At 66.7% G+C, this 17011-nt stretch carries 12 protein-coding genes and 1 tRNA gene; 4 read left to right on the plus strand and 9 right to left on the minus strand.

Annotated features, from left to right (window positions below; genetic code table 11):
* Positions 1–8: 8 nt before the first annotated feature.
* From G4D87_RS00710 to G4D87_RS00720, 3 genes are all read right to left on the minus strand, one after another.
* Complete coding sequence (locus G4D87_RS00710; protein WP_163777251.1) at positions 9–1487, minus strand: glycoside hydrolase family 6 protein; 1479 nt, start codon at positions 1485–1487, stop codon at positions 9–11.
* A gap of 154 nt (positions 1488–1641) precedes the next feature.
* A complete protein-coding gene (locus G4D87_RS00715; protein ID WP_163777253.1) occupies positions 1642–3315 on the minus strand; it encodes an amidase family protein in 1674 nt (557 codons plus the stop codon).
* A 54-nt stretch (positions 3316–3369) separates the two neighbouring features.
* The gene (locus tag G4D87_RS00720) at positions 3370–4479 is read right to left on the minus strand and encodes a saccharopine dehydrogenase family protein (RefSeq protein WP_240357902.1); all 1110 of its coding nucleotides are present in this window, start codon (positions 4477–4479) and stop codon (positions 3370–3372) included.
* A gap of 96 nt (positions 4480–4575) precedes the next feature.
* Between G4D87_RS00720 and G4D87_RS00725 the strand changes: the two genes are divergently transcribed.
* Both G4D87_RS00725 and G4D87_RS00730 read left to right on the plus strand, forming a co-directional pair.
* A complete protein-coding gene (locus G4D87_RS00725) occupies positions 4576–5460 on the plus strand; it encodes a LysR family transcriptional regulator (protein ID WP_163777255.1) in 885 nt (294 codons plus the stop codon).
* Between the two features lie 34 nt (positions 5461–5494).
* Entirely contained in the window at positions 5495–7450 is a 1956-nt protein-coding gene (locus G4D87_RS00730; RefSeq protein WP_163777257.1) for a RecQ family ATP-dependent DNA helicase, read from the plus strand.
* A gap of 6 nt (positions 7451–7456) precedes the next feature.
* Here G4D87_RS00730 and G4D87_RS00735 read toward each other — a convergent pair whose 3' ends face one another.
* Both G4D87_RS00735 and G4D87_RS00740 read right to left on the minus strand, forming a co-directional pair.
* Complete coding sequence (locus tag G4D87_RS00735; protein WP_163777259.1) at positions 7457–8416, minus strand: pirin family protein; 960 nt, start codon at positions 8414–8416, stop codon at positions 7457–7459.
* Positions 8417–8481: 65 nt separating this feature from the next.
* Positions 8482–8567: transfer RNA gene (locus tag G4D87_RS00740), tRNA-Leu, on the minus strand.
* A gap of 310 nt (positions 8568–8877) precedes the next feature.
* Between G4D87_RS00740 and ffh the strand changes: the two genes are divergently transcribed.
* Positions 8878–10524, plus strand: coding sequence for a signal recognition particle protein (gene ffh / locus G4D87_RS00745; protein WP_163777261.1), 1647 nt, complete (start codon positions 8878–8880; stop codon positions 10522–10524).
* Positions 10525–10799: 275 nt separating this feature from the next.
* A complete protein-coding gene (locus tag G4D87_RS00750) occupies positions 10800–12926 on the plus strand; it encodes an Ig-like domain-containing protein (protein WP_163777263.1) in 2127 nt (708 codons plus the stop codon).
* 130 nt (positions 12927–13056) lie between these two features.
* Here G4D87_RS00750 and G4D87_RS00755 read toward each other — a convergent pair whose 3' ends face one another.
* The 4 genes from G4D87_RS00755 to G4D87_RS00770 form a co-directional block, all read right to left on the minus strand.
* Complete coding sequence (locus G4D87_RS00755) at positions 13057–14157, minus strand: TIGR04552 family protein (protein ID WP_176408953.1); 1101 nt, start codon at positions 14155–14157, stop codon at positions 13057–13059.
* Between the two features lie 103 nt (positions 14158–14260).
* Positions 14261–14782 carry a toxin-antitoxin system YwqK family antitoxin gene (locus tag G4D87_RS00760; protein ID WP_163777265.1) on the minus strand — a complete coding sequence of 174 codons (522 nt, stop codon included), beginning with the start codon at positions 14780–14782 and terminating at the stop codon, positions 14261–14263.
* 220 nt (positions 14783–15002) lie between these two features.
* Positions 15003–15905, minus strand: coding sequence for a hypothetical protein (locus G4D87_RS00765; protein WP_240357903.1), 903 nt, complete (start codon positions 15903–15905; stop codon positions 15003–15005).
* Positions 15906–16142: 237 nt separating this feature from the next.
* On the minus strand, positions 16143–17011 hold an 869-nt coding region (locus tag G4D87_RS00770; protein WP_163777268.1), incomplete at its 5' end, for an AgmX/PglI C-terminal domain-containing protein.

Raw genomic sequence — 17011 nt, forward strand, 5'->3', positions numbered from 1 at the left:
GCGCTGCTTCAGAGGCCGTCAATCATCCGGAGGGCCACGTCCGGCATGAAGGTGCCGGCGGGCGTGTTGGGCGCGACGCCGCACTGGCCGTCGGAGTCGCCGGGGACCTTGATCCACAGGACCAGCTCCGCGCCGCCCACGCCCACCTGGTTCGTCGGGCCAATCCTCCGGCCGGCGGGGTTGCACCACTCCCCGTTGGAGCCATTGCCGTTGCGGCTGGTGTCCACCACGAAGGGTTTGGTGTAGCCGTACCGGCTGCTCAGCGAGCTGTTGACGGAGCCCGCGTACGAGGCCGACTGCGCGGTGGTGTAGAAGTTCGACACGTTGAGCGCGAAGCCCCGCACGTTGCGCACGCCCATGTTCTCCAGCCGCTGGGCCATGGTGTCCGCGTTGATCCACAGGGCGTTGCCCGCGTCCAGGTAGGCCCACGTGTTCGGCGCGCGGTCCCTGAACTGCTCGGTGGCGTAGCGAATCAGGCTGATGCGCGTCTGCCGCTCGGCGTCGTTCGCCAGGCAGTCGAGCTGGGCGACGGCGTCCGGCTCGATGATGACGACGGCGGGACGGTTGCCGATGGCGGCGGCGAAGGACGAAATCCACGTCCGGTACGCCTCCGGCGACCCCGCGCCTCCGCCCGAGTGGCTGCCGCAGTCCCGGCCCGGGATGTTGTAGGCCACCAGCACCGGCAGCTTGTCCGCCGCGTCCGCTGCCGCGACGAAGCTGGACACCGCCGGGGTGATGTCTCCGCTCCACGCGGCGAACCAGCGCGCGGCCAGGTTGTTCGCGATGGAGGACTGGATGCGCGCCGCGCGCGAGTCCCCGCTGTTGGCCCGGACCCAGTTGGCCGGGTTGGAGTTCGGGTCGATGTAGAAGCCGCTCGTCATCCCCAACGGTCCGCCGCCACCGCCGCCGTCCTCCGTGGTGAGCGAGATGTCATCAATGAACGCGCTGAACCCTGTCGCGCGGCCTCCCATCTGGAAGGTGACCTGTCCCGCCTGCGTGGCCAGCGTCGACGTGAAGGGGAACGTGAAGCGCCGTGACGTGCCGTCCAACGTTATCTGCCGGTCCAGCGGCGCGGTGTACGGCGGGCTCTCCAACTGCACCGTCACGCGGACCGTCGTGCTCACCGAAGCGGAAGCGGTGAAGGACAGCGTGTACGCCCGGCCATTCACGAGCGGAATGTCGTCCTGGCCAATCAGCGCGTCCCAGGGGTTGGCCGTCCCGCCCCCCACGTCCACGCGCAGCCGGGCGTTCTCCACGCGGGACTGCGTGTTGGGGCCACTCCACCAGGGCGATACGGTGCCGCCGCTGAAGGTGCCATTGGAGACGAGCTCGGTCAGCGCATCGGCGCGAATGCCGAGCGCCTCGGGCTCCGCCGGGGCGGGCGGCTCCGAGGGACCACAGGCAGTCGCAATGGCCGCCGCGAGCATCAGCGCGGCCGGAGCGGTGAAGCGACGAGACAGCGAACCAGCGGAGTCACGTGGTTGCACGAAGCCCTTCCTCCCGCCCGCGCGAGGACGCCAGGGAGCGGCGCCCGGAGTGACGCGGGCTGTGTCGAGTGCGTGGCCCGTGGGTGGCCCCGCGAGCACGCGGCGCCACACTTACACGTTTTTCCTGTTTTTCAGCCCTTCAATCCGCGGGGGGTCAGCGAAGTGCGCGCAGATGAACAGGCGGCACGCGGAACTCCGAGGCCTGCTCCACCACGCGGCCCAGCCGCAGCAGCAGGTGCTCCTCGTAGGGGCGGCCTGTGAGCTGGAGCCCCACCGGGAGCCCCTCTTCGTCGAAGCCGGCTGGCACCGACAGCGAAGGGAAGCCCGTCAGGTTGGCCAGGCGCACGAAGCGCATCAGGGCATCGACGACAGGCAGGTTCGACTCGCCATCCGGAAGCGCCGCTTCGGGGATGAGGGGCGCCGTGGTGGCCGTCGTGGGCGTGACGAGGACGTCCACGCCGGCCATCTGCGCCAGCAGCTCGCGCGTCAGGCGATGCCGGTGCCGCAGGGCATGCACCAGGTCCGTGGCCCGGAAGTGCCGGCCAATGGCCAGGTTGGTGCGCGTGTCGAGCCCGAACTCCGACGGATGCGCCTTCACGTGGGGAAGCATCGCCTCCGACATCTCGCTCAGGATGATGCAGCTGTGCGTCCACAGGACGGTGTTGAGGTCGGGGGGCGGAAGCTCCACCACGCGCGCGCCCGCGGCCGACAGCGCGGCCACGGCTTCCTTGCAGCGGGCGACGACGTCCGCGTCGGCGTCCTCGAAGTAGTCCCAGCAGATGCCCAGCCGCACGCCGCTCAGGCCTTCATCCTCGTAGCCAGACAGGTGATGCGGCGACTGCCCCTGTGAGACGAGGTCATGTCCATCCGGCCCCGCGAGCAGCGAGTACGCGGCGGCGACGTCGTCCACGGTGAGCCCCATGGGCCCCACGTGGCCCACGTTCCAGCACAGCGGCGGCACGCCCGTCTCCGGGATGCGGCCCCACGTCGCCTTGAGGCCCACGATGCCGCACAGGGCCGCGGGGATGCGGATGGAGCCACCGCCGTCGGCGCCGATGCTCAAGGGGCACAGGCCGGCGGCCACGGCGGCGGCGGAGGCGCTGGAGCTGCCACCGGTGATGCGGCCCGTGTCCCAGGGATTGCGAGCGGCGCCATGGTGGGGATTCAACCCGATGGGGTTGATGCCAATCTCATTCATGTTGGCCTTGCCCAGGATGATGGCGCCCGCGGCCTTGAGCCGGGCCGCCACCGTCGAGTCCGCGGCGGCCACCTGCGTGCGGAACCGCGTGCCCAGCGTGGTGGGGAACCCGGCCAGGTCGACCTCATCCTTCAGCACGACGGGAACCCCGTCGAGCACGCTCAGCGGGCGGCCCGCGCGCAGCCGCTCCGTGGACGCCTCCGCGGCCCGGTGGACCTCGTCCGGCTTGCGGGCGATGAACAAGCCCAGGCGCTGCTTCCCACTGTCCATGCGGGCGATGGACTCATGAATCCGCTGCACCACTGCCACCGGGTCCGTGGCGCCCTCGCGGTAGGCGCGGACATAGGACGCGACGCTCTCCCGCTCCGGTGGACTGGCGGACGCGGCGATGGCGCGCGCGGCCTGCTCCGTGGATGTCTGCGACTCCGTGGCGGCGGTGCCCTGGGGCAAGGGGAACTGGAGCGGCGTCGCATCCCCCGCAGGGAGCTCACGCCAGCGCTCGATGCCGCTGTCCCGCGTCAGCTTGTCCAGCATCACCGACCCGACGCCGCTCTCGAGCGCGTTCACGAAAGCCTTGAGCGCCAGGCCCGACACACGGGGCGCCTTCACGGGATTGCGTTGGTAGGTCATTGCGCGGCAGCCTACCCCCGAGCCGGCGATACCGCATGAGCGATGGTGGCCCACTCAGCGGCACACGTCGTCATGAGCCACATACCGCGCGTCCGGAACAGCGGCGGCGATGCGTCGCAGGAATGACTCCGAGTCGACGAACTGCTCCAAGTGAAGAACGCCGCGGCCAGGAGCGTGGCCAGTGAGCAACTCCCGAGCCACCTCCGCCGCGACTCGCCCCGTCAACATCGCCTCTCGCCGACCTTGGAGTGTCGCGACCCGCGTCGCGGGCATGCCCGCGGAGTGTCCCCTCGCCTTCGCCAGAACCGAACACACATCCGAGCCCGCGTGGACCCGCAGGGCCAGCCAGGTCGCGGCACGTCGGAGCGGTGGCCATCGCAACAGCCGGCCCATCCCCAGCCGGACGGCGAGCGCGGCCAGACAGCCCAACCCAGGTGGGTCGAAGCACAGCCATGTCGAAACGGTGGGAACAGACAATGTGCGTGCAACGGTTCGCTGGTCCGGGAAGTTGAACCGCCACGCACGGCGCGGCCTCGCTTCTCCAGGGAAGTGGACCCAGGTGGCCTCGTGGAACCCGTGGACACGGTGGAGTTGTCCCTGTCGGTAGACGTCAAACGGCGCGGAGAGGTTCTCCAGCGTCCATTCGATGGCCGCCGCACCGTGAATGTCGCCGCCGCCCAGCAATACGAAGAGGTCCAGTTGATCCACGGTGTCGAGCCGAGACGTTGCCCGCGCCGCCAGGACCTGCGTGAGCCCCGGAGCCACGCCCACGCTGAGCACTGCGGTGCTTCCCGCCTGGGCCGCGACGGGCGCCAGTCGCTCGAAGGCGGACAGGGACGCCTCCGACGCTGTCACGTCCACGTAGTCGAGGCCTGAACGCAGGCAGTGCTCGACGAACGACGAGGCCTGTTGGTCCAGGCACATCACCACGAGCGAGACACCGTCCAGGTGCGCCACGGCCTCGGGCGCGGTGACGTCGAGCGCCCGCGCCCGTGTCCCCTCCCCCGTGCGCCGCGCGAGCGACTCCGCCTTGGCCCTGCTGCGACCTGCCACTACCACGCGGCCGGGAAAGGCGGGAGCCAGGATGCGAACGACCTCCTGCCCCACCTGCCCGTAGCCGCCCACCACGAGGATGTCCCTGGTGCGTCCCACAGCGTCCATCATCGAACCTCTCCGTCACGCGTCCGGAAGGGTTCTGCCGCCAGTTCCCGTGGAATGCGACCGAGGTCCGTGAACATCATCTGTGCGGACCACGCATCAATGCCCTCGCTCTCGAACATCGAAGCCTTCGTTCGCGCCGCCGAGCACGGTGACTTCACCCGTGCGGCACGGAAACTCCAGCTCACCGCATCCGCCGTGAGCCGGCGCATTGCCCGCCTGGAGGAGGAACTGGGCGTCGTGCTCTTCCAGCGGACGACCCGCGCCATGCAGCTCACCGAGGACGGCCGTGCATTCCATGCCCGCTGCAAGCGCATCCTCGGGGAACTGGAGGACGCGAAGGAGTCGCTCTCCCGTTCCCGGCAAAGGCCCGTGGGCGTGCTCCGGGTGAACGCGCCACAAGTCATCGGCCAGTTGGTGCTCCTGCCGGCGCTGCCTCGCTTCCTCACGGCGTACCCTGACGTCGAGCTGCGCCTGACACTTCGGGACGAGGTAGTGGACCCCATCACCGAAGGCGCCGACGTGCTCCTGAGACTTGGAGCCCTGGAGGACTCGCGGCTGGTGGCTCGGAAGCTGGGCACCACGCGGTTGCTCGCCTGCGCCGCCCCCGCGTACCTGCGACGCCACGGCCGGCCAGAGACGGTGGCGGACCTGCGCCGGCACAACTGCCTTGGCTTTCTCCGAGAGAGCGCGCCTGCCTCCTGGCTGCTGCATGACGGGAGCACCCCGGTGAGCGCCGAGCCCCGAGGCACGTTCCACACGAACCATGGTGCTACCTTGCGTGATGCGACCGTGCTGGGCCTGGGCATCGCCCAGCTCTTCGACTTCATGGTGGCCCGCGAATTGGACTCCGGAGCGCTCGTGCCCGTTCTGGAAGGACAGGCGGGTGCGCCCCGCCCCATCCACGCTTTGTACCCGCGCGGCAAGCATCTTCCCTCGCGGGTTCGCGTCTTCCTGGACTTCGTGGCTACGCTCTTCCCCCGGTGAGCTTGGGACGAAGTCGTTGAGCAGGAGGAGCTTCATGCAAAGGGCAGATGGCGCACGGCGCGGCTCGCTCGACACCGTGCTGCGGGAGCGGTTCGGCTTGACGGACTTCCGTCCCGGCCAGCGAGAGGTCCTCGATGCCCTGCTCGGTCCGAACGCCGCGGCGCTCGCGGTGTTCCCCACGGGTGGCGGCAAATCGCTCTGCTATCAGCTTCCGGCGCTGCTGCTGAAGGGCATCACGGTGGTGGTGTCACCGCTGATCGCGCTGATGAAGGACCAGATTGACGCCCTGGCCCGGCAGGGCATCCGCGCCGCACGGCTGGACGCCTCGCTGTCGGTGGACGACTCACGCGAAGTCACGCAGGCGCTGCGTGAGGGTTCGCTCAAGTTGCTGTACGTGGCGCCCGAGCGCTTCAACAACGAGCGCTTCACCGCCCTGCTCCGTGAGCTGCGCATCTCCCTGTTCGCGGTGGATGAGGCGCACTGTGTTTCGGAGTGGGGCCACAACTTCCGGCCGGACTACCTGAAGCTGGCGAAGGCCGCGCGGGAGCTGTCGGCCGAGCGAGTCCTCGCGCTCACCGCCACGGCGACACCGTCCGTCGTGCGGGATATCTGTCAGGGCTTCGGCATCCCCGAGGAGAACGCGGTCGTCACGGGCTTCTATCGGCAGAACCTCACGCTGGAGACCACCCCGGTGCACGCCGAGGTCCGCGACGCACTGCTCCTCGAACGGCTCGGCTCCCGAGCGCCCGGCCCCACCATCGTCTACGTCACGCTACAGAAGACCGCCGAGCGCGTGGCCGCGTTCCTCTCCGGCGAAGGTCTCCCCGCCAGCGCCTACCACGCCGGCCTGGAGTCGGAGGTCCGTGAGCGGGTGCAGGAAGCCTGGATGGACTCCTCGAATGGAATCGTCGTGGCCACCATCGCGTTCGGGATGGGCATCGACAAGGCGGACGTGCGGGCCGTGTATCACTACAACCTGCCCAAGGGTCTGGAGAGCTACAGCCAGGAGATTGGCCGCGCCGGGCGCGATGGAGCGCCGTCGGTGGTGGAGCTGTTCGCGTGTCCGGATGACGTCCCCAGCCTGGAGAACTTCGCGCTCGGGGACACACCCACGCGGGAAGCGATTCAAGGCCTGGTGACGGAGTTGCTCGGCCTGGGGCCCGAGCTGAGCGTCGACATGTTCGCCCTGTCCAGCCGGCATGATGTGCGGCCGCTCGTGCTCCGCACGGCGCTGACGTACCTGGAGCTTGAAGGCGTGTTGCGGCAGGGCACGCCGTACTACGCGGGCTACAAGGTGCAGCCGCTCGTGTCTCTCGACGCGCTCGTGGGGCGCTTCCAGGGAGAGCGGGTGCAGTTCCTGCGCGACGTGTTTGCCCGGGCGAAGAAAGGACGCACCTGGTACTCGCTCGACCCGTCCGAGGTGGCGAGCTCGCTACGACAGCCCCGCGAGCGGGTGGTCCGGGCGATTGAATACCTCGAGGAGCAAGGACTCGTGTTGCTCCAGGTGTCTGAGCTGCGTCAGCGCTTCACGCGGCTGCGGCCCCAGGAGGACGCCGCGGCGCTCACCGCGCTCCTCCATGAGCGCTTCCAGCAGCGCGAAGCTCAGGAGGTCACGCGTGTCCGGGACGTGCTGAAGCTCGTCACCCATGCGGGGTGCCAGAGCAATGCGTTGGTCGCCCACTTCGGTCAGCGGCGGGAGCAGCCGTGTGGGCACTGCACCTTCTGCCGGACCAGGGAGGCTCAGGTGCTTCCCTCCGTGCGCCGGAGGCCGGCACTGCCGGCGGGCCTCGACGTGGCGGCCTTCCGGGCCCTGGCGACGAAGCATCCCGAGGCGCTCGGGCATCCGAGACAGGCCGCGAGGTTCCTCTGTGGCTTGAGCAGCCCCGCCCTCACGCGGGCGAAGCTCGGGGGGCACAAGCTGTTTGGCGCGCTGGAGGGCTGGCCCTTCGCCGAGGTGCTGGACTTCTGTGGCCGTCCGTCCGTGACTTGACGGGACCTACCCCTGGTCGAGCACGCCCGCGCGATAGTCCTCGAAGGCCTGGCGGATCTCCTCGCGGGTGTTCATGACGAACGGGCCGTACTGAACGATGGGCTCACGCAGAGGCCGTGCGGTGGCGATGAGCAGTTCGCTCCGGCGATTCCGCGCGCGAACGCGAAGCCGGCTCCCCGGACCGAGCACTGCCAGCGAGCCCTCGCGCACCGGCTTCGACGTGTCTTCGGGTCCCACGTCCACCTCCCCCGCGGACACGAAGGCGAACGCGGTGTGCTCCGACGGTGTGTCGAGCTCGAAGGGACGGTCGTCCTCGAGCGCGAGGGTCAGCAAGAGCGGCTGCGTGGGGCGCTCACGCACGGGGCCCTGGAGCCCGTTCATGTGGCCCGCGATGACACGCGCGCGGCTCCCCGAGGGAGACAGGCGCTCCTCCGCGAGCTGCTCGGGCGTGTGGTCCTGGTAGGCGGGCGGGCACAGCTTCTCCTTCGCGGGGAGGTTGAGCCAGAGCTGGAAGCCAGACATCAACCCCTGCACCTGCTCCGGCATCTCCGAGTGGATGAGGCCACGGCCCGCGGTCATCCACTGCGAGCCCCCTCCGGCGATGAGCCCGCTGTTGCCACGACTGTCCCGGTGGCGCATCCGCCCGTCGAGCATGACGGTGACTGTCTCGAAGCCCCGGTGGGGGTGATTCGGAAAGCCGTTGATGTAGGCCCCCGGATCATCGGAGTGGAACCGGTCCAGCATGAGGAACGGGTCGAGGTTCCGCAGCGCGGGCTGCCCGATGACCCGCGTCAACTGGACCCCTGCCCCATCCGTCGCGGGGATGCCTTCGAACGTCTGCACCACGTTGCGCTGCGACTTCAGGACGACCGCGGGGGCACCGTCCGGGCGTCGGCATCCCACGGCCGAGGCGGCTGCGAGAAGACCTGCATGGAGGAGGAAGCGGCGACGGGAGGTGGCGTTCATGAGGACCTTGCCGGGAACCGGAAGTGCGCCCCCCGAGCCTCCTCCGGGAGCCCGCCCGGAGTCCATGCACGAGCCGGGGATCGAACCCGGACGGCCCTTACGGGCCAGCGGATTTTAAGTCCGCTGCGTCTGCCAGTTCCGCCACTCGTGCCCTGCTGCGGGCAGCACCCTACAGGGCCTGTCCTCCCTCCGGCAAAGGCCTCGTGCAGCCCCCGGCTCTCTTCCTTTCCCGCCGGGCCACCAGGCAGGCCCGGACGCCAGGCTCGCGTCCTACGGCGCCCCTGGCCCCGCGCCAGGGCGCCCGGGGATGCGCCAACCCCTCAAGAGCGTTGAAGAATCCAGGGCCCTGGGTCGGATTCGCCGCCTGGGAGGCCGGTTCCGGGCCCCGACTCTTCACAGTTCGACGGCCGGGATGTGCTCCACCGTCGCATCCCGCCTGACCCTGTTATAAAGCGCCCCCCATGCTCGAGACCGTAACCAAGGGCTTCCGCGCCGCCAAGAACCGCCTCGCCGGCAAGAGCGAGCTCACCCCGGAGCTGGTCGACGAGTCGCTGCGCGACATCCGCGTCTCCCTGCTCGAGGCCGACGTCGCCTTCGACGTCGTGAAGAAGTTTGTCGCCCGCGTCCGCGAGAAGTCCGTGGGCGAGCTGGTGCAGACGACCCTCACCGACACGGCTGGCCAGAAGCGCAAGGTCAGCCCGATGGACCACTTCATCAAGATCTGCCACGACGAGCTGGAGGCCCTCATGGGGCCCGTCGACACCAGCTTGAAGCTGAAGCCCAAGGGCCAGCTGTCCGGCATCATGATGGTGGGCCTCCAGGGCTCCGGAAAGACGACCACGACGGGAAAGCTCGCCAGCCGGCTCCTCCAGGAAGGGCGCAAGCCCCTGCTCGTCGCCGCCGACATCTACCGCCCCGCCGCCGTGGACCAGCTCAAGGTCCTGGGCGAGCGGCTCAAGGTCCCCGTCTACCACGAGCCCGGCGTCCAGCCGCCCGAGCTCGCCAGGCGGGGCTACGCCGCCGCGCGCGAACAGAAGTGCGACGTGGTGCTCATCGACACCGCCGGCCGGCTCGCCATCGACGAAGCGCTGATGGCCGAACTGGAGTCCATCAAGGGCAACGTCCAGCCGGACAACATCCTGCTGGTGTGCGACGCGATGATTGGTCAGGACGCCGTGCGCACGGCAGCCGAGTTCGACCGGCGGCTGACGCTGGACGGCTTCATCCTCACCAAGCTGGACGGTGACGCCCGCGGCGGCGCCGCGCTGTCCATCAAGGAAGTCACGGGCAAGCCCATCAAGTTCCTCGGCATGGGCGAGTCCATGGACAAGCTGGAGGAGTTCCGCCCGGCCGGCCTCGCGGGCCGCATCCTCGGGTTCGGCGACATCGTCGGCCTGATGAAGGACTTCGAGAAGGTCGTCGACGAGAAGAAGGCCGAGGAGGATGCCAAGAAGCTCCTGTCCGGCCAGTTCACGATGAAGGACTTCGTCGAGCAGATCCGCATGGTCCGGAAGATGGGACCGCTCAAGGACCTGCTGGAGAAGTTCCCCCTCTTCGGCGACCTCACCGAGCACCTCAACCCCGACGAGAAGGAGCTCACGAAGATTGAGTCGATGTACGACTCGATGACGGCGAAGGAGCGCCTGCGGCCGGACACCATCAACACCAGCCGCGTCAACCGCATCGCCAAGGGCAGCGGCCGCAAGGTCGAAGAGGTCAAGGAGCTGCTCCAGAAGTTCGGGATGATGCAGCAGGTCATGGGCACCATCGGGCAGAACCCGGGCCTGCTGGGCCGCATCCCCGGCTTCAAGCAGTTGGGGCAGCTGTCGCAGATGAAGAACATGGACCTCTCCAGCATGTTCGGCGGCGACCCGAAGATGATGGAGAAGATGATGAGCGGTGGGATGCCCGGCATGGGCATGCCCATGCAGCTGCCGCAGATTGCCCCCGGCTACACGCCGCCCATGGGCCAGGCCGCCATGGCCAAGGCCCGGTTGATGGGCTACGCGCCACCCTCCGCCGCCGGCAAGAGCGAGGACCGCGACGCCATCAAGGAGCGCCGCAAGAGGGAGAAGGAGAACAAGAAGAAGAACCGGAAGAAGAAGTAGGCCGCCGCGCGGCCCCGGTGCCCACGCCCGCCTCCCCGCATCCGTGCTGGGAGGGCGGGCGTTCGTGTTTCTGGGGGTGCATCCGCGCGTCCGGACTGGAATCCGCCGGTGGGGACAGGCCTGCTACAGGGCGTGCTATGGGGCTGACATCCGCACGCGACCGGCCGACGCGCGTATCGCGGGGTCCGCGCGGATATGAACCGTGCCTCACTGGGCCTCGATTACATCAACGCTCATCGCGGCACCTGGAACGCTCTTTGCGAAGCCTCCAACTCATGTCCAGACTTCCCTGTGCCCTGCTGTTAGCCGCAATCTCCTTGTCCACGGCGTGCATCAACGTCCCAGAGGTCGAGCCTGACCCAACCCCGGACGGAGGAGCGCAGCCCACGACGAAGTTCACACTGAACGTGAGCCCCAGCGAGGACTCCGTACTCCAAGGCGGCAACCGCGACATCCAGGTCTCCATCGTCCGAGCCCCTGACTTCACGGACAGCGTCACGGCGACACTGGAGCAGCCGCCCTCCGGAATCTCCGCTCAGCCCGCGATGATTCCCGCCGGAGAGTCCACCGCGATTTTGACCATCCAGGTCTCCGCCAACGCGGCGGCAGGAGAAGCGGCGCTCACGGTCCGCGCGGCCTCCGGGAACGAATTTCGGACGGCATCATTGCAGCTCGCCATTGCGCAGGCCGGAGACCTGATCGTCCGATGGGCGACGCCCGCGCCAGAGGAATCCGTCAGCTACACCAACGGAGCGTTGTTCCTCGAAGCAACGATTGAGGGAGGCACCACCGAAGCCGTTGAGTTCCATCGGGATACACAGCTGCTGGCTCGGGTCTCTGCACCACCGTACATCTACACCTGGGATACCCGGGGGATGGCCGAAGGTGAGTTCCAGCTCACCGCACGGGCCATTCGAGGAGGCACGTCCTTCACGAGTGTGGCGCGGACGGTGGCTGTGGATCGCACACCCCCTGCTGTTGCGAGCCGAGTTCCAGCGTCGAGCAATGCCCAGGTCAGCGCGCGCACCTCGCTGGAAGCGACATTTACCGAGTCCATGCGCTCCGCGAGCATTTCACAGGACAACGTCGAAGTGCTTGTTCACGGCAACTCACGGGTTGAGGCCGCCATCAGTCTTTCTGCGGATGGAATAACTCTGACAATTACTCCCTCCATGCCCATTCCTGCCCCCAGCACTGTTCTGGTGAAGCTCGGAACCAGCGAGCAGCCCATCCTGGACTTAGCGGGCAATGTTCTGCACTCCACCAGCGAATGGCTATTCACGGTCCCTGTCTGGCTTCCTGTCGGAGGAACCCTCAGTGCGTTTCCCGGAGCAACTCCCGCCGAGAATGCCGTGCTCAAGCTGGATGCGGATGACCGGCCCGTTGTCGCATGGTCGGAGTTCGACGGCTCATCCAAGAACATTCATGTGGCCCGCTGGAACGGTTCAAACTGGGTCCACCTGGGCGGAGGACTGAGCGGCCTCGCCGGGGCAGCGACTCATGCAGAAAGCCCGGCTCTCCATATTGATGCTTCGGGGAGAATCTTGGTGGTCTGGGATGAGGCAACAGGAGTTGGAATCGGAAAGAACCTTTACGCGAGGCGCTGGAACAGCACGTCCTGGGAAGACCTACCTGCGTTTCCCATAACGGGCAGTGTGGAGACGTTCATTGGCGAGCCGTGCCTCACAACAACAAATACCGGAACCGTTTACGTCTACGCGACGCACGTATCGGGTGTTGGGCGGCTCGTTGCCTTTGAACTTCAAACGGGCGCGACGAACTGGACCCCCATCAACGTACACCGCCCACCAGACTACGACACGACCGGAAGCGCGACCATCAGCGCGCAGGGCACCAATGTATTCGTCGCATATGATGCCTACCATGGCCCAGATGAAACACGTGTCATTGGCGCACTTCTGAACCATTCAACTGCATTGGGAAGCAGCCTCATCACGCTACCACAGTCCGCAGTAGCGACCAGCCCTGGCATTGCAGTCTCAACAGGCGGGATACCGTTTGTGACCTGGGAAGAAGTGCGGCAGAGTTCGGAAGAACGAACGATTCACTTTTCAAACTGGACAGGCAGCGCATGGGCCGAACCAGCACGCATCAGCCACCTTTCCACAGACAACATTGATGCATCGCTCGCAATCGGCGAAAACGACATTCCCATGGTGGCATGGAGCGGTGTCACAAACTCCCAACGCTCCATTCATGTCTCCCGCCGCCCGACCTCCACCTGGGAGCCCATTGGACCACCTTTGATTTCTTCGTCAAGCGGTGACATGGAGGCATTCCATCCCGCGCTGGAGATTGATCGCGAAAACCGGGCCTGGCTGGCATGGCACGAAGCAGGTCCATCCGGCTCTGACATTCACGTCTATCGCCACAATCAATAGTCATTGACCCATGGAGCAATCAGGGCTCGGGTTCAAGCATCCATTCCCCACTGGCCGAGCTTGAAGGCGTCTACGAGTATCCCTGAGGCGTCACCAGGGAGTGCAGTGAACAAGCTGCGCTCCCGTGACGTCACTCCTGCCGTTTGGGAACCACGAGGCCTTGGCTCAGGCGCTTGAGCACCCGCTGCTTCTGCCGCCGCTTGTAGGCCTCGTGGGCATTCTCTCCACGCTCGTTGAGACGCGCGGTTTCCTCATCAACAATCTGGAACTCGACAAGAGAAATGAGAATCCGTCCCTTCCGCGGCCGGGTGTCTTCCTCGGGTGGCGGGAGATAGGCATCCATCCGCACCGGGATATCCACCACGAAGTTCAGTGCCCGGTAGGTATTGCCGGAGAAGGCGTTTCCGCCAGAGTTCTCACGATCTTCGAAGTCACGATCCAAGTGGAGACGGGGGATGTGCTGTTCAAAGTGAGGGTTCTCAGCGAGGACTGACTTGAAAGGCAGAAGCGTGTTTTCAGTCTGCCCAGGAACAACGAGATGGAACGGGAAGAGCCGCTGCGTGAGGTAGTAGAGCGCCGGCAGCAAGTCCTCCCGCTTCTGCGTCACGACACGGAACCGGGTCCTGTCGTAGACCTGCGCGGCCACCGTATCTTTCTTCGCCAACAACTTGGTGATGAGCGAGTCCTGGGTCTTGATGGAGTGCGCGAACTCCACGATGGGCAGCCCTTTGGCCTGCATCTCAGCGGCGACGCCCAACACACGCTCCATGATGAGCTCCGCCAACTCCGCTTCCGAGACCGGCAATCGGAAGAGAAGGTCTCGCCCTTCAATGTGCTGGATGACGTGCATCACCTTCAGGACGACGCATGCGATGCGCCGATGCCTGGGCGACCCTTTGACTCCCGATGCATAGAGGAACAGGTCGTGGATTTCCTCGGGCCGCGCCACTGCGTCCGCGACGCGGTAATTGAACGTCTTCCGGAGGTACTCGACGGCTTCAGCCAAGACGCCCCGGGCCCACTCCTCGTCGTAGGGACGGGACACATCCAGTTGAAGGAGCCTGAGGAAGTTGTCGACCTCCCCGCGCGTCTGGAAGTGCATCCTCCGCCAGTCGATGACCGACCCCCCCCGGAGGATGAGCCGAATGCGCTCGAGTTCGCGCAATCCCATCCGCTCCACCGGACAGATGGGGATGTCGGGCAAGCTGGGGGCAAGCGAGGGGGGCTTCACGATGAATCTTCCTAGTCGAGCGAGGTTCGCGACGATAGCCCGACCAAAGCAAAAGGCCTTCCAAATGGAAGGCCTTCGCGTCCATCACACCCACTGAGAACAGCTACTTGCAGGCTGCAGGTGCATCGGCCGTCTTGACGACATGGCCAGCCCGGTACATCTGCTCACTCAGCTTCTGGCCGTTCTCGGCATAGGTCACAGCGTTCCCCTCACGCTTCCCCGCGACCCAATGCTCTGCCACCTTCGTCACGCCGCTCCCGAAGTACTGGAGTCGTCGCCCGTGGTAGTTGCCGCCCACGAACTCAATCTCCTCGGTTTTCACGCCACTCTCATCGAAGAACGTCCACACGCCAGATTGAGCACCGTCGACGTGCTGCCCCACCACTTTCTTCTGGCCGTTCAAGTGGTAGCTCACGTAGGGCCCATGTGCGACGGGCATTCCTTCGCTGGTACTTCGCTTCACACAGAACACACCGCGGTCAGTCATCGTCTCGCGCCCGCCGAACTGTTTCGTTCCGGCTGGACAGGAGAGCCTCACTTGTTCGACCTGCTCGGCCATCCCAACAACAGGGAGGCCCATTGCCAGAGCCAGGACAACGCCATGGACCGTTCGATTCTTGCTCATGCTCTTCCTTCCTGATGCGGACTGAGGACTGATTCGGGAGGTCATGCGGTGTGTTTGAACGCTCCCCCCAGGCGAATATTCAAGAGCGCCACAGGACACAGCACGGAGTTCGTTCGACAACAGGCCCCCAATAGAACTGAGGCCCCACTTCCGAAGTCGGAACATGGGGCCTCAGCAACCCCGGAGGGTTGGGTTTCGCCAAATCGGAGGCGCAGCCCCGTTACTTCGTCAGGGTCGCGCAGTACCCGTTGCCACCCGTGAAGTACACGCCAAGCACAATCTGGTTGTCTGCGGCGGACGTGCACAGGTTGAGCGAAATCGAGGCGCTCTTGCGGTCCGCAGAACGCTGGTAGCCGTTGCTCAGCGGAACGGCATTCAGCTCGGTGCCATTGGTGCGCACATAGAAGAACCCATTGAGCCCTTCCTTCGTGGACGGCAGGTCGTCCTCCTTGGAATAGAAGTGAACACGCGCCTTGACCGTCTGCGCGGACGTATCAGAGCCGCACGCGGAACCAAAATCTTCCTTGGTAACGTTGTAGATGATGTGGCCAGTGCCAGTTGCCGGGTCAAAACTGGCCGCGGGCTTGCCCTGCAGATTCGAGCACGTGGGGGCAGCCAGCTCCGTGCAGGTGCCAGAGCTGCAGGCGTCACCGTAGGCGCAGGTCGAGCGGCCCTCACCCGTGCAGCTCGTCGGCTCGGGCTCGGTGTCACCCTCTTCGCACTGGCCAGTGCTCACGTTGCAGGTCCGGTCGCCGGTGCACTCGGCGTTGGACGTGCAGGCCGTCACGCAGACGTTGTCCAGGTTGGAGCAGACCAGGGCCGTGGACTCGGAGTCCGTGCCACCGTTGCAGAGCACGTCCGTGGAGCACTGGCAGATGCTCGTGGTGGCGTTGGGACCCGTGCCGCCCAGCGGGGCGCAGGTCTTCGCCGTGGAGGGGCAGTCCACCGCGGCGGAACAGGTCTGCACGCAGATCTGGGCAGTCGGGTGACAGATTTCCGACTCTCCGCACTCGTCATTGCTGGAGCACGCGCCCGGGGACGTCATGTCCTCACCGCAACCAGCCATGAGACCGCTCATCGCGCCCAGCGCCGTGAGCACCAACATCATCTTGCGAAGCTGCATGTTGAGATTTCCTCGTGTGTGGAACGCCGCCCGGGGGGCCTCCGGCCACTGACAACAGGCCCCAACATCCATGCGAGCCAGGAAGGCTTAGTCCTGCCCGTCCGGACGTGTCAACGAGTGTCGACGCCACCTGGACGGCTGCCCGGCCGGGAAATTCACCCCTCGCACAAGCAGACAGCGAGAGCGGAGGCCATCGCGACTTGCATGTCGCGATGGCCTCGCTTGACGCCCCAATGTTCAGAACGTGAACGGAAAGTCGATGGGCTCGCCCTGCCGCTTGTGGCGCGGGAAGGACCAGCTCTTGATGAGCCCGGAGATGCAGCTCGCCATGTAGGTGGAGCGGAACTCATTCGTGCGGCATGACACCGCCGCCGTCTTCCCGCTCGTCTGGATGGTCCAGCGCATCACCAGCTTGCCGCTCAGCGACGGGTCCTTCTTCTTCTGCTCGTTGACGCACTTCACGATGGCCGGCTTGTTGGCCAGCACCACCGACATGATGTCCGACTGCTGCAACCGGTCCGGCACCCCGCCCCCGGGCGCGGGCGGGACGTACGCCGTCGGACGCGCCGCGGACGGCTTCGACCCCGCGTTCGACTTCTTCGTGCCGAAGAGTTCGTCGAAGTCATCATCCGAATCGCTCGACGAGGGTCGCTCCGCACGCGCCGGCGCGGAAGCGCGAGGCTCAGGGGCTTCCCGGCGCGGCGATGCGGTGCGGCGGCTGCTCGGGCGCTCGACCTTCGCCACCACCGCCTCCGCGGGCTTCGGCGTTTCAACCGGAGGCGGCGGGGGCGTCGCGACGGCCGTCGGCGGCGTCTCCGGCGGAGGCGTGTTCACCGGCGCCGCGGCGACCTCCGTGGGAGGTGTTGAAGGCGGCGTCGCGGGATTCACGGGCGGCGGTGCGGCCGCCACGGGGGCCGCGTTCGCCGGAGGGCTGCTGGGAGGCGGCGTCGGCGTGGCGACGGGCGTCGCCGCGGCAACCGGAGGATTCGCCGGCGCCGCGTCCGCGCTGCCCCCACCCTTCAGGAAGAACGCCGCTGCGCCACCGCCGACCAGGAGCAGCCCCGCGGCGATGCCAGCGAAGAGCCCCATCTTGCCCTTGCCCCCAC

The organism is Myxococcus vastator (assembly GCF_010894475.1).
Taxonomy (GTDB): domain Bacteria; phylum Myxococcota; class Myxococcia; order Myxococcales; family Myxococcaceae; genus Myxococcus; species Myxococcus vastator.

What these genes read in the sequence shown, in the direction of transcription:
- G4D87_RS00715 (WP_163777253.1), bottom strand. Translation starts at nt 3,315, where the DNA reads ATGACCTACCAACGCAATCCCGTGAAGGCGCCCCGTGTGTCGGGCCTG.
- G4D87_RS00720 (WP_240357902.1), bottom strand. Translation starts at nt 4,479, where the DNA reads ATGATGGACGCTGTGGGACGCACCAGGGACATCCTCGTGGTGGGCGGC.
- G4D87_RS00725 (WP_163777255.1), top strand. Translation starts at nt 4,576, where the DNA reads ATGCCCTCGCTCTCGAACATCGAAGCCTTCGTTCGCGCCGCCGAGCAC.
- G4D87_RS00730 (WP_163777257.1), top strand. Translation starts at nt 5,495, where the DNA reads ATGCAAAGGGCAGATGGCGCACGGCGCGGCTCGCTCGACACCGTGCTG.
- G4D87_RS00735 (WP_163777259.1), bottom strand. Translation starts at nt 8,416, where the DNA reads ATGAACGCCACCTCCCGTCGCCGCTTCCTCCTCCATGCAGGTCTTCTC.
- ffh (WP_163777261.1), top strand. Translation starts at nt 8,878, where the DNA reads ATGCTCGAGACCGTAACCAAGGGCTTCCGCGCCGCCAAGAACCGCCTC.
- G4D87_RS00750 (WP_163777263.1), top strand. Translation starts at nt 10,800, where the DNA reads ATGTCCAGACTTCCCTGTGCCCTGCTGTTAGCCGCAATCTCCTTGTCC.
- G4D87_RS00760 (WP_163777265.1), bottom strand. Translation starts at nt 14,782, where the DNA reads ATGAGCAAGAATCGAACGGTCCATGGCGTTGTCCTGGCTCTGGCAATG.
- G4D87_RS00765 (WP_240357903.1), bottom strand. Translation starts at nt 15,905, where the DNA reads ATGCAGCTTCGCAAGATGATGTTGGTGCTCACGGCGCTGGGCGCGATG.